The organism is Flavobacterium succinicans (assembly GCF_001662485.1).
GTDB classification, from domain to species: Bacteria; Bacteroidota; Bacteroidia; order Flavobacteriales; family Flavobacteriaceae; genus Flavobacterium; species Flavobacterium succinicans_A.
Map to the genome: position 1 here is coordinate 1 of NZ_JMTM01000021.1, position 14,327 is coordinate 14,327.

General features: G+C 38.3%; 7 protein-coding genes and 1 pseudogene. All 8 read right to left on the bottom strand.

Annotation, left to right across the window (positions count from 1 at the left end; genetic code table 11):
* Positions 1–319: 319 nt before the first annotated feature.
* Complete coding sequence (locus FLB_RS05175; protein WP_064714909.1) at positions 320–2,263, bottom strand: OmpA family protein; 1,944 nt, start codon at positions 2,261–2,263, stop codon at positions 320–322.
* Between the two features lie 25 nt (positions 2,264–2,288).
* Positions 2,289–2,951 carry a tetratricopeptide repeat protein gene (locus FLB_RS05180; protein ID WP_064714910.1) on the bottom strand — a complete coding sequence of 221 codons (663 nt, stop codon included), beginning with the start codon at positions 2,949–2,951 and terminating at the stop codon, positions 2,289–2,291.
* A 355-nt stretch (positions 2,952–3,306) separates the two neighbouring features.
* Complete coding sequence (locus FLB_RS05185; protein ID WP_064714911.1) at positions 3,307–4,716, bottom strand: TlpA family protein disulfide reductase; 1,410 nt, start codon at positions 4,714–4,716, stop codon at positions 3,307–3,309.
* A gap of 35 nt (positions 4,717–4,751) precedes the next feature.
* Entirely contained in the window at positions 4,752–6,848 is a 2,097-nt protein-coding gene (locus FLB_RS05190; RefSeq protein ID WP_064714912.1) for a hypothetical protein, read from the bottom strand.
* A gap of 163 nt (positions 6,849–7,011) precedes the next feature.
* Positions 7,012–9,108: a hypothetical protein gene (locus FLB_RS05195; protein WP_157490542.1), complete on the bottom strand. Its 2,097-nt coding sequence runs from the start codon at positions 9,106–9,108 to the stop codon at positions 7,012–7,014.
* A 158-nt stretch (positions 9,109–9,266) separates the two neighbouring features.
* Positions 9,267–11,333, bottom strand: coding sequence for an FISUMP domain-containing protein (locus tag FLB_RS05200; RefSeq protein WP_064714914.1), 2,067 nt, complete (start codon positions 11,331–11,333; stop codon positions 9,267–9,269).
* Between the two features lie 586 nt (positions 11,334–11,919).
* Positions 11,920–12,492 (bottom strand): hypothetical protein, encoded by a 573-nt coding sequence (locus tag FLB_RS05205; RefSeq protein WP_157490543.1) that lies wholly within the window; start codon positions 12,490–12,492, stop codon positions 11,920–11,922.
* 373 nt (positions 12,493–12,865) lie between these two features.
* Positions 12,866–14,327, bottom strand: a pseudogene (locus tag FLB_RS14355) (hypothetical protein); the annotation flags it as partial.

The following is a 14,327-nucleotide window of genomic DNA, read 5'->3' on the forward strand; positions in this document are numbered from 1 at the left end:
TCGGTTATGAGTTATCGGTTATCGGTTGTGAGTTATCGGTTATGAGTTATCGGTTGTGAGTTATCGGTTGTGAGTTATCGGTTATCGGTTTTGAGTTATCGGTTGTGAGTTATCGGTTTTGAGTTATCGGTTATCGGTTATGAGCTGTGAAGTATGAATTGTGAAATGTGAGTTGTGAATTGAAAAGTTAAATTTAAAAAACACAAACTGTTGATTTTCAATGTTTTTATGTTTTTTTTTGAGCAGCGTCTAAATACCACCAAAAAAAATGCCCTCCTGAATAAAATCAGAGGGCATTTTTTTGGTTTAGAGAAACCTATTAAAGCGCAGTTACAATAAACTCACTTCTTCGGTTCATTTGGTGTTGTTCTTCGGTGCAGTTGGATTGGTTGGTTGGTTCGCAACCGCAATCGTTGATGAGTTGCGATTCGCCGTAGCCTTTTCCGGTGAGTCTTGATGTATCGATGCCTTTGGAAACTAACCAAGCGATAGTCGATTGTGCTCTTCTTTCAGATAAAGCCAGGTTGTATTTGGCCGTTTGTCTGCAATCGGTATGGGAACGGATGTCGATTTTCATCGTTGGGTTTTGTTGTAATACATCTAAGATTTTGGCCAAGTCCAAAGCCGCCTCTTTGCGAATATTGGATTTATCCAAATCAAAATAAATCATTTTGATGCCAAAACATTTGCCCAAATCATCGCCTACGGTTACTTTGCAAATGCTGCCTTCTAGTTGTAAATCTACTGTGGTTTGGCCTGTGATTTCAGGGATTTTAATGGTTACTTCTTTTGAGGTATACTCTTCTTTGGTGGCTCTAACGCTGTAGGTTTTTCTACAATCGACCTTAAAGCTGTAATTACCTGATGCATCGGTTGTGGTCTCGCCAATTACTTTGTATTTTTTGTTCAAAAGCACCATTTGTACGCCTGCCAAAACTGCCCCTGATGTCTTATCGGTTATTGTTCCATTTACGATTTGTTTGCATTTGTCTTTACTGATAAATCTATAAATATCATCCGAGCCTAATCCGCCATCGCGATTCGAGGAGAAAAAACCTTTGTTGGTTTCGTTATCTCGGTAATATCCAAAATCATCTTTGGGAGAATTCACTTCGGCTCCTTCATTTTCAACTTCATCAAAAGTACCATCGTTGTTGATTTTGGTGGTAAAAACATCTAATCCTCCCAGTCCAGGATGTCCGTCTGAGGCAAAATACAATTGATTGTCTTTGGTTACAAATGGAAAGGTTTCTCTTCCTTCGGTGTTGATTTCTGCACCTAAATTAATCGGTTTTCCGTAAGTTCCGTTGCTGTTGATCGCCACTTTATACAAGTCCGATTGACCGATAGTTCCTGGTCTATCCGAAGCAAAATATAGCGTTTGCTCATCGGGACTTAAGGCGGGGTGCGCCGAACTGAAGTCATCGCTATTGAACGGCAACTCGATTACCTTAGTCCATCTTTTGTTGACCAAAGTAGCTTTGTAGATTTTCAGTAGCGTAACTTTGTTGGCGTCTTTTCCTTTTTTGCCATCCAAATAGTTATTTCTGGTAAAATACATAGTGTTGCCATCTTTGGTAAACGCAGGTGTGGCTTCATTGAGTCTAGAATTAATGTTGGCATCGTAGCGTTTCGGATTGTTCGCAATAAGTTCTTCGTTGACAGTTGCAGCATACAAATTGGTGAAATGTTCCCCTGTCCAAGCGCTTTTGCGTTGCACTATACCGCTGGTGTCTCTTGCCGAGGTGAAAATTAATTGATCCTCTACAATCACACTGCCGTAATCAGAGTATTTGGAGTTGATCCCTGCGTTTTCAATGGTATAGCTACCAATATTGGCTCGGATGTCTTCTAAATATTCGCTGTTTTTTTTCAAGCGTTTGCTACGGCTATCGCCACCTGATTTGCTTTCAAATTGAGCTAGTACAGTTGCCGCCTCTTTTTCTTTTCCAATGGATTTTAGTGATTGTGCGTAACGGTAATAATATTCAGGTGCCACTTCTGGTTGTAGCTGACAGAGTTTTTCATAAGACCGGGCTGCTTTTTCAAAATCTGCATTAAAATAATACGCATTGCCTAATTTCATGAACATATCTGCCGATTGGTAACCTTTGGCAGCCAGGCGTTCATAGGTTTTTATCGCATCAACATAGGCATAATTATTGTATTTTTTATTAGCGGAAGCTACCTCTGCTTTTTGAGAATAGGAAACACTACACCCTACTGTAGTGAAAATTAAATAAAAAAGTGTTCGTTTTTTCATGATCTAATGGTATAAATGATGTATTTTATTTATTTTTAGAATTTTTTAATAAAGTTTCATAAGTCATTAACAATTCCTTTGATTTTTCCTTCTGGCCAAGCTTATCCATGGTTACTGCATATCTAAAGTAAAATTCTGGTTTTATTTTTTTTCCCATTTTAAAGAATTCGAAATAATATTTAGAGGCTTTAGTGTAATCATTTTTATAAAAATAGGCATCCGCCAATTGACTATACAATTCTGAGGAACGAAACCCCTGCTCCACGAGTCTTTCATAAGTTTCTAAAGGAATGATTGTAATACTTTTATTGGGATCATTCTTTTGAATTTCTATAATTTTTACTTCTTTTACTTCTTTTCCCTCTTGTGATTCTTTTACTTCTTGTGATTCTTTGGAATTTAACTTCAATTCTTTAGGATTTCTTTTTTTCTTGTATGTTATTATTTCTCTAACTTCTCTGGTATTATTTTGTCCTAAATCATACGTTTTGATCATGTTCTTATTACTAACAACATAAACGACCTTAGTACTTCCAAATGCGGTACGAATAGTCTCAATAACTTCATAAGATATTGATTTAATTTCTTTATCGGAATCCATTAACTTTTCAGGATTGCTTTGTCCAAAGAAAAGCATCGGTGTTATCAGAATAATTTTTAACATCAATTTTGTTTGAAAATTCATCATTTATTTTAAATTACTAACATCTAGTCACTTATACTATTTAAAACTAAGGCTATATAGTGTAAGAGAACCATCTAATTCTATTTCTAACAACTGCCCCCTAGGTTGATCAGAATTGTAAGGCTGGTTTAAATCGATATTCATTTCGCTTACTATTGTGTCATATTCCTATTAAAACAAACTATTACCCTTTTATTCTTGATTTTTAAGTACACGAAATACAAATTCACTAAAAATCAAGTATTACCCTAATTATAAGCTAACCTGTTAGGTAAAATTATTTTTTACCGCACTTCGATACCTCAGTGCAGTTTAGTTTTTATTTTATTTGAATTTAACCAAACGGGTTAGGTTATTATTAATTAACTTCATTTTTTTGATTTTTAAACAACCAAGCAGCTGCTTCTACACTGTTATGAGGTTTAGCCACAATTTTATTATACTTGTCAACTATATAAAATGTTGGACTAGCAAATACAAAGTACTCATTTACCGCTGCTCCCTCCCAGCCTTTGAAATCACAGCTCATAGTAAAAGGCAAGTCCTTTTTAAAGGCATCATACTTTACTTTGTCTGTATCTAGTGCAAAAAAAACGATCTCAGCCTCATAGTTCGATTTAAAAAAATCTGTATATTCCTTTAATTGTGGTATTTCTTTTTCACAAGCTTCACACCAACTGGCTCCAAAAACTATTACTTTGTATTTAGATTGTAAGTCAAAAAGGTTCTTGTATTTGTTGTTACCACTCATTGGTATATTGGGTACAAGTTTACCAATAGCCATCTTACGGTACTGTTCAAAAAGTGCTGTTCTTTTATCATCTACAAAACATTTATCATCCGCTAATAATGATAATGCAAAGGCTTCTGCCACTTCTGTAAGACCATACCTTTCATATTGTTTTATTAAATATTCACTGTAATCGTTTAATACAACTGCATTGTCTTTGGTTGCTATTTTTACTCTTTCATTCAATACCTTACAATTGGCGACAATGGCTTCTTTGCTCGATACTTTCAAAATATAGCTTAAGTATTCATCAAAAACTTCTTGTATCATCCCGCTATAATACCACCCCATTTCCCCATAATCTATTCCCAACAAGCCTTTTTCGGGAGCTTGCAAGACATTGGTGTTTTTACTGTTCGTCTGAAACTCTTGCAAAATAGCTCGATAAGCCAGATACTTATTTGCATAACTGATTTTGGGTAGTTGTGCAACGAAAGTATTTAATTGTTGAGATTGGTCTTGCACTTCTGCTTGCAAAATCTCTAATAGTAATTTCTTATCCTCTTGTTTTTGATATAGAGGGATTAAATACTTAAGGCCAAGGAGTTTGTTTTGTGCCTCATTATTTATAGTCACCCCTTTTTGAAACCATTGATTTTCATCAGACTTTAAAAAATGTAAACTATCCAACTTATCTAGCTTAGACCAAATTATCTCAACGTTTTCATGGTTTAGTATGACATGTACACTAGTGCGGTCTTTTATTTGAAGCCTAGCCGCACCCACATAATTTTGAGGAAAGTCTAGTGTAACGTTTCCTTTTGTATCTGTTTGTGTTTGATAAAGCAAGCGTTCTTTTGTTCCTTCATACCCTATAAGACGCACTTCTACCTCTTTACATTCTCTAAAATTACCCTTAATGCTGTATTTTTTTTGAGCAACGGATTCATTCACACCACAAAAGAGTAAGCATATTAGAGCCATATATTGATTCATCAAACTAAAACACTTTAAAAAGAAATAATTTTTGATACTCATACATGTGATTTTAAAACTTATTGTAAAAGGAATGATTAATCTTTGACACATACAACCGAAGAACCCCAGGCTCGAACACCATTAGTATTTGCGTTACTAGCCATACTATTTATAAATCGGAATTGCACAAGATTACCATTCACAGAACTACTCCAAAGGTAGCTTGTGGTGTTAACTAGTGTTAGAATTCCATCTGTATTACGGCGAACACCCGCTTGGCTTAATTTCATACTTGAATTAAATGCTGCAGTGCTATTATTGATCGCAGCAGCAGCAACTAACGTATTCAGGTCTGATTGAGTGGGTACCCTAAACCCCACTGGACAGGGATTGTTGGCGCTTGCCTGAGTCGCCCAAAGGGTATCGTTTTGACTAACTCTCCAATCATTAGGACTCACTGAATTAGTGATAAACAAAGTATCGGAAGGGCTATTATTTGAGGAAGCAGTTACGCCACTTACAGGTATTCCTGTACTGCTATTGGTGTAGGTAATCAACTCATGACCGTCTGGTTTTCTACCCCATTGAAACAAACTTCCATAAGACAAATGATCACTAAAACTAGTAGCTTGCTGGGCAGGATTAAAGCTAGGATGGTGAATATTGGTATAATGCGCCCCGAGTCTATTGCTTAACCATATCTTGCCGTCTTCTCCATAAACAGGAAAATAAAGCATTAAATGACTAAAACGATTACCGTTATTGTCTGCTTGCCCAAACATTTTATCCGGAATACCTGGAAAAACTCGTACTGCAAAGGTCGTAGTAGCCATACTACTGTTGTAAGGATAAGTAAATTGCCCTAGTATAACCCCAAATCCATCGGTACCCACACCTGCATTAATATCTAATTTTTTCGGATTTAGTGTTCCTCCTACAGCTGCAATGGTTGCCATTATAAACTTACTTGCCATAGTAAAGGCTTGGGAGGTCCATGACAATTTTAGCTCTCTACTCATCCCATCCTGAGTCATACTAGCAGGAATCGTTATGGTGGTATTATAGGCTGGCAAGGTACCACTAGCAGTAGCTGTCACGGGTATTCTAATTGTAACCCCAGCCGTAGTGATAGATCCTTGTAGGTTTGCTGTAATTGGTTCTCTAGTGCCATCGGGTGCTTGCTCATCGATTGTTGCTGCTGCGGTAGGTACGGTATAAGGTAAATAATTTTCATCATACACTGATAAAACAAAAAAAAATCTATCCGTAGCTAAAGTAATTCCTGTCGGAATAGTCATGGACGAGGTTACTGTTCTAGTTAACGTACAACTCTGGTTTCCTATATTAATCTCAAAAGAAGCCGTGCCTACCGTAGAGGGCATGCCAGTAATGGTATAGGTCAATGCTCCCGAACCTGAGGCAAAATTACCCGCAGCCAAGGTAGCTGTTAGCCCTGTAACCCCTGTGGAAGTAACCACTTGTCCACTATAAGGTGAACCATTTCCATTGGTATAAGCGATTGTAGAAGTAACGCCGCTAGCCAGTGTTCCTTGTAATAACGTACCATTATGTGTTGCTCCCGAACAATTTAAGGTTTGTATCAGAGGATTTGTAACATTTACTGTTTTAACACAAGTTAAGTCAAGATTTTTCCATGACCCAGTAAGTGTACCTGTAGCTGTAGGGGTACTACTCAACGTATAGGTTACCACCTGTGAAGCACCAGCGCTTAAGGTAACCGATGGCGTTGATACTGAAGCAACTGTTATGCCTGCCACACCACTCAACACTAAATCTGAAGGTAGAAAAGTAATGGTGGTAGGCTTAAAGGATGCGTTGGTAACCGTTACTGAAAATGTATTGGTAGCCGTCATTGCCACTCCATTATTATAAGTACCCGAAAAAGCACTTGTAGCACAATCAACCGTTACCACAGAAGCTGTACTCGTTAAACAAGGACTCCAAGTTCCGTTCTCATAAAATCTGACACATTTGAACTCCAAATCATAAATCAGCATCCCATTAGTAGGTGAGTTAATGTCTGCTGCTTTAGCCAACCTTGGCAATAACAATCCTTTCTTATTGCTTGATAAGTCCAAGACTGCACTAGGGTTCGGTGCATTGGTACCTATACCTATTTGTGCATGGCAAATAGACGTCATTACTAAAAATAAATATAAAATATTTTTCATGCTGCATGAATTGTATTGCAAGTAACTCCTTTTGGATTTTTGTTACTTAGAATATGACTTAAACTTATAGACAAAAACTGCCTCATTACATTCATTATACTATACCAATCGATCGTAAGGCCCTAATAAGACGTTGACTCAAAGCTTCGAAGAAACAAGAATCCTAGTCTTTGATACAAACAACCGAAAAACCGTAGCTTCGAGCACCATCTACAGGGGCAGTCCCACCAACACCTATGTCTCGGTATGAAGCTTTAACACCATTAGTTGAACTGCTCCAATAGTAGCTACCTGCACCCGCGCGGGTAATACTGCCATCTAGATACTCGCGTACTCCAGCTTGGCTTAATTTCAAGAGTGAGCTAAATGCTGTAGCGCTATTCATTATACCAGCAGCGGCTACTAAAACATTCAGCTCTGCTTGAATAGGCACTCTAAACCCCACAGGACATGGATTGTTGACACTTGCCTTAGTCGTCCAAAGGTTAGGGTCTTGATTGATTCTCCAATCAAAAGGGCTAACTGTATTATAAATAAACAAAGCATTGGTAGGATCATTATTTCTACTAATGGTTGCACCATTTACAGCTGTTGCTGTAGTGCTATTGGTATAGGTGATTAATTCGTGACCGTCTGGTTTTCTACCCCATTGAAACAAACTCCCATAAGCCAAATGATCAGTAGCAGAAGAGGCTTGCTTTGTAGGCTCAAAGGCGGCATTTTGAATGTTGGTATAATGCGCTCCTAGTCTATTACTCAACCACAACCTTCCATCTTCTCCGTATAAAGGAAAATATAGCATTAAATGGCTAAAACGATTACCGTTATTGTCTACTTGTCCAAACATTTTATCTGGAATACCTGGTAAAACTCGTACCGTATAGGTTGTTGTATTCATCGTGTTATCATAAGGGTATCTAAACTGCCCAAGCACAACCCCAAGTCCATCGTTACCCAAGCCAGCATTAATATCTACTTGTTTTGCATTTACTGTTCCACCTACAGCAGCAATGGTAGCCGTAATAAACTTAGTTGCTGTAGTATAGGCTTGTGAGGCCCAAGAAAAATTTATATCTCTACTTACCCCATCTTGGGTCATATTGGCTGGAATTGTTATGGTGTTGGTATAAGCAGGTAAGGTGCCACTAGCGGTAGCGGTAACTGGTATTCGAACCGAAACCCCTGCTGTAGTAATGGTTCCTTGTATGTTTAGCGTTTTTGTTTCATTAATGCCATCGGCTGCTTGTGCGGTTGTAGTTGCCACTGTTATAGGTGTACTATACGGTAAATAATCTTGATCAAAAACCGATAAAATAAAAAATGATCTATCTAAAGCCAAACTAATGGTTGCAGGTATTATTAAAGGTGCAACCGTTCTATTTAGTGTACAAGATTGCCCTGCACTATTTATGGCAAAAGACGCCCTACCATTGCCAGAGGGTGTACCTGTAATGGTATAACTCAAAGCACCCGAACCCGGAGCAAAATTACCCGCAGCCAATGTAGCTGTTAGCCCAGTAACCCCCGTTGAAGTAACTACTTGTCCACTATAAGCAGCACCATTACCATTGGTATAAGGAATAAAAGATGCAGCACCACTTGCTAATGAATTTTCTTGCAGAATACCATTATGTACGGGGCTTGTACAATTTATAACTACAGGATTAGGATTGGTAGTTACAGTTGTTGTTTTTATACAACTTAACGTTAATTTTTTCCATGTAGCTGTTAAGGTACCTGTAGTTGTCGGCGTACCGCTCAAAGTATACCCAATCATCTGTGAGGCTAAACTGTTTATGGTCGCCGAAGCAACAGAAACCGCAGCAACTGTTACACCAGCCACACCGCTCAACACCAAATCTGATGGTTGAAAAGTAGCAGTGATTGTACTTGAGGAAGTATTGGTGATGGTTATCAAAAATTTATTGGAAGCTGTCATCGCCTCTCCATTGTAATACACACCTGACAAAGTGCTTGCAGTACAATTTGCCGTTACTTTAGGCGCATCAGTCAAGCAAGAACTCCATACCCCATTTTCATAAAACCTAACACACTTTAAATCGATATCATATATTAACAATCCATTTGGATTCGAGGTAATATTAACATCAGATGCTTTAGGAATTCGGGGCAACAACAAGCCTTTATCACTGCTTGATAAGTCCAAGACTGCACTAGGATGCGGCGTATTTGTTCCTATCCCTATTTGTGCATGGCAAATAAACGTCATTATTAAAAATAAATATAAAACATTTTTCATACTGTAAGAATTGTGTTGTGAGTAACTCATTTAAGCACTCATCTACTTGGGAAACATTAAACTTATAAAAAACTGTCTCCTGTATTCATTATACTGTACTTATCGACCGTCAGGTCCTTTTAAAAGCGTTGTCTCATAGCCCTGAAAAAACAAAAAAACTAGTCTTTGACACAGACAACCGAAAAACCGAAGGCTCTAGGGTTAACATCTATATTGGTTCCACTACTAACGATGTAGCGACTATTAGCATAAATACCATCTACGGAACTAGTCCAATAGTCAAAGTCCGTACCCACACGGGAGATTGTACCATTACTGTAATCGCGCCAACCAGATAAAGCAAATTTCAAAAGCGAACTAAATGCTGTAGCGCTATTCGTGATACCAGCAGCTGCTACTAAAGTATTCAGTTCTGATTCAGTGGGTACTTTAAACCCTACAGGGCAAGGATTGTTAGCACTAGCCTGAGTTGCCCAAAGGGTATCGTCTCTGTTAACTCTCCAGTCATAAGGATTAAATGAATTATAGATAAACAAAGCATTCGCAGGATTATTAATTAAACTAGTGGTTGCACCATTTACAGCTGTTGCTGTAGTGCTATTGGTATAGGTGATTAATTCGTGACCGTCTGGTTTTCTACCCCATTGAAACAAACTCCCATAAGCCAAATGATCAGTAGCAGAAGAGGCTTGCTTTGTAGGCTCAAAGGCGGCATTTTGAATGTTGGTATAATGCGCTCCTAATCTATTACTCAACCACAACTTTCCATCTTCTCCATATAAAGGGAAATATAGCATTAAATGGCTAAAACGATTACCGCTATTGTCTACTTGTCCAAACATTTTATCTGGAATACCTGGAAAAACTCGTACCGTATAGGTTGTTGTATTCATAGTGTTATCATAAGGGTATCTAAACTGCCCAAGCACAACCCCAAGTCCATCGTTACCCAAGCCAGCATTAATATCTACTTGTTTTGCATTTACTGTTCCACCTACAGCAGCAATGGTAGCAGTAATAAACTTAGTTGCTGTAGTATAGACTTGTGAGGCCCAAGAAAATTTTATATCTCTACTTACCCCATCTTGGGTCATATTGGCTGGAATTGTTATGGTGTTACTATAGGCAGGTAAGGTGCCACTAGCGGTAGCGGTAACTGGTATTCGAACCGTAACCCCTGCTGTAGTAATGGTTCCTTGTATGTTTGCTGTAATTGGCTCTCTAGTACCATCAGGCGCTTGGATATTGGTCGTTGCTGCTGCGGCAGGTAAGGTAAAAGGTAAATAATCTTCGTCATAAACCGATAAAACAAAAAACAATCTATCTTTAGCTAAAGTAATAGTAGCAGGTACTATTGACGGTTCCACCATTCTAGTTAGTGTACAGGATTGTCCCGCTATATTTATGTCGAAGTAAGCTTCACCATTACCAGAAGGTGTCCCTGTAATGGTATAACTCAAAGCCCCCGAACCCGTAGCAAAATTCCCTGCAGTCAAGGTAGCCGTTAGCCCTGTAATACCTGTTGAAGTAACCATTTGACCACTATAAGGTGAACCATTTCCATTGGCATAAGGGATAGTTGAAGAAACACCACTAGCTAGTGTTCCTTCTTGTAAGGTACCATTATGTGAGGCTCCTGCACAATTTAAGGCTTTTATCGGAGGATTGCCAACCGTTGCTGCTTTTACACAAGTGAGGTTCAGTTTTTTCCATGTCCCAGTTAGTGTGCCCGTAGCTGTAGGAGAACCACTCAAGGTATATTCTACCACTTGTGAGACTCCCGCGCTTAAGGTAACTGAGGGGACAGAAACTGAAACAACCGAAACGCCAGCCACCCCACTCAATACCAAATCTGAAGGTTGCAATACAATAGTGGCTTGAATAAAAGAGGTATTCGTAACCGACACTGAAAATTTGTTAGAAGCTGTCATAGCCACGCCATTATAATACAAACCTGAAAAGGCACTGTCCACACAGTCTACCGTTATTACAGGAGCTGTACTCGTAAAACAATCACTCCAAGCACCATTCTGAAAAAATCGTATGCACTGTAGCGTACGATCATAAATCATTAGTCCGTTGGAAGTAGCTGTAGTAGTCATATCTGTTATAGCATTTATACGTGGCACTAACAAGCCTTTTTTACTGCTAGACAAGTCCAAGACTGCACTTGGATGCGGTGCATTGGTTCCAATACTTATTTGTGCATAGCTAATAGATGTCATTACTAAAAATAAATAGAAACAATTTTTCACGTTAAAAGAACATATATCTGATCCATCATTGGGTATAATTATTTTTACCACACTTCGATTCCTCAGTGCGGCTAGAATCATAGCATTTGCCGTTTTTTAATAGAAACCAATAGCTGTTTTACTATTCACATAACCCACCTATACGAGAAATAGTGCTATTTCTGCTTTTTCTATGTTGATTTGCTATACATCTATGACTGTAGCCGTCCTGAGGTATCGAAGTGTGCTTTAGTATATTTTATTTGAATTTCACACAAGGGCTTTTGTTGCTATTTTCCTGCAATTCTTTACTACTACATTCAGATTAAAAAATTCTAACTAAATTACGCAACCACAAATAATGTAGCCCCGTAATTAAAAATTGTATCACTCCTATATTATACTGCCAGAATGAATTATTGTAACTCAACTAATATTGTACAATTTCCAAAATTAACATCAGAAGTAGGAGTACATCCTATACAAGTTCTATGAAAGAAAGTTACTCCATTACCCTGCGAAAGGGTAAGTATTACAGAAATACTGATTAACCACTGCTGTTCCGTTTGAACTAGGATCAAAAAGTCGTTCTACTAAAGTTACAATTTGGTGTAGTGTTTAAGGTAAAAGTGTTTGAGCCCGTCGCGGTAGGCGTACCCGCAGCGGTCAAAACAATATTTTGAAGTCCTGTCGTTACTAAGGTCCCTGAACCTATAAATAATACTCCGTTTGCCACAGCGCTTATACTATAGCTACCCGGCTGGGTAACATCTGCCTCAATTATTTGAGTAACACCCCCCACTACAACACCTCTAGTAAGCACGCCTACACTACCTATGTTACAGTTGTAACTCCTTACAATAGCGGTACCATTAGTAGAAGATTCAATACTTGCTCCATTGCTTAAACAATTGGTCCAATTGCCGTTTTCAAATCCTTTAACACATCCAGACGAAATATCATAAATCATCATCCCATTTACAGGGGCTACAACAGCAGCCGTGTTAGCCACTCGAGGGTATAATAGCGCCTTATTCCTAGATGTAATGTCTAAAGCAGCACTTGGATTTGGATTATTCGTACCTATACCTACTTGCGCAAAGCCAACCGAACAGATGATTAAGACTAAGCATGTAACTATTTTCTTCATATTATTATTATTATGTAACATTATTCGCTATGTGATGTATTACTTTATCCTTGCACAAAAAAACAAGTCCTTAACAATTGCTTTTCAGCTCTTATCCCACTATGTAGCAGTAGTGGTTGTTGCGTTTTTATAACCCAACCACTTACGCTCTACTTTTAAGATGTTGTATCCATCATTGTTTTGTAGCCTATGCCACTTTTGTTGTTTTTTTTTACAACTAAGACACGGTGCACAACACGTTATATATTAAAACCTCCATGCCTGACAATATGGTGGCAATGGTTAATTACTATCAACTATGCCTATGGCATTATAATAGTAACCAAAACTAGACTTCCATAGATGACTAATTACACTATAACCAAGTAAACTATTATTCTGCTATAAAAATCCAAAGCAATTTGCATTGGCCAAAACTAATAAACTTACCCGGTGTTGGTACATAATCAATAGTAACAGGTCCTGCACCAGCAACCGACAACTCGGTTGCAAAAGGCAACGTTTGCCAAACGCCTTCTGGATGCCAAGTATTTAAATTAACAACAGCTAAATCCGTCAAACCATTCTTTACTTTATATTCCAATCCAGCAGCGACACTATTTTGCCAAAGACTAGCCTGACCTAGTAATACAAACTTGCCTTTTGAGGGAGCAATTAGGGTAAAACTCTGGCTTGAAGTAGAAGCGGCTAATTGACCCTCAGCAGCCGATAAAATACCAGTAGTAACAGTAGCCGTTGCTGGCACATAGATCCAATTCAATCTAGCTGACAAAACCCTATCATTAGGATCATTAAATAGCGTACTACCAGATCCCGCGAGAGGAACAAGATTTACAGCACTATTACCAGCTGGAATATCAGCCACTGCCAAACCAGGAAGCATTTGCCATCTACTTTCCCGGTTGGCATAAGATTGAAGTGCATTTCCAACCTTAGTATTATTTACCATAATATCATAGGTATATGAAGCCTGAGAAAAACCTGGTGAAGAAGGATAAGCACGTGAAGCAAAACATAAGGTGGGCAACAAAATCAATTTTCCTGGATTAGTAAAAGTCAAGTTGAATGCCGGTAGAGGATTACTAAGTGCAGAAAATTGAGAAGTATAATCAGTACCAATAATCTTACCAGAGGTAATTTTGTTTGCCGATGGCAAGCAATCTGGAACAAACATATATTCAATGGTATGACCACTCAAGCCTAAAACATCAGCGTTAGCTTTTATAGTAACCGTATGATTCCCAGCAGTAACAGGTACCGTGGTATAATTAGGGATACTTTGATATCTATTTTCCACTGAATGACCAGGAATTCCATTTTCTGAAAAAGTAGTTGGTGCACCATCTAAAAACATCTGAGAAAATATAGATTTAATTTTGTCATCATTATAAGCCATTTGATTACTAAAAAGGATAAGATTACCCGCCACAGGGGCATTTATAGAAAATGTTTTAACAGCACCAATAGGTGTATCTACGAGTCTGCCTGTGATAATACCTGGACAACCAACAGTTATGGTAAACGAACAAGCATTTAGCGTATACGTAAAAGTACCCGAAGCTAAAGGTATACCCGTTGCTGTTAACGTAATAGACTGACTATTGCCCGTACTGCTAAAAGTATCCGAACCCGTAAATGTAACCCCGTTTACTGTGTTGGTAGAGAGCGAATACGAACCCACAGCATCCACATTAGCGCTAATGATTTGTGTAACACCAGAGGCAGCTACACCAGGTAATAACGTACCAACAGAACTCCCTGGGCAAGTAAAGGACGATATCACTGCTGTTCCGCCCGAAGTAGGCGAGTTAACATTTCTGATGAAGGTACAACTA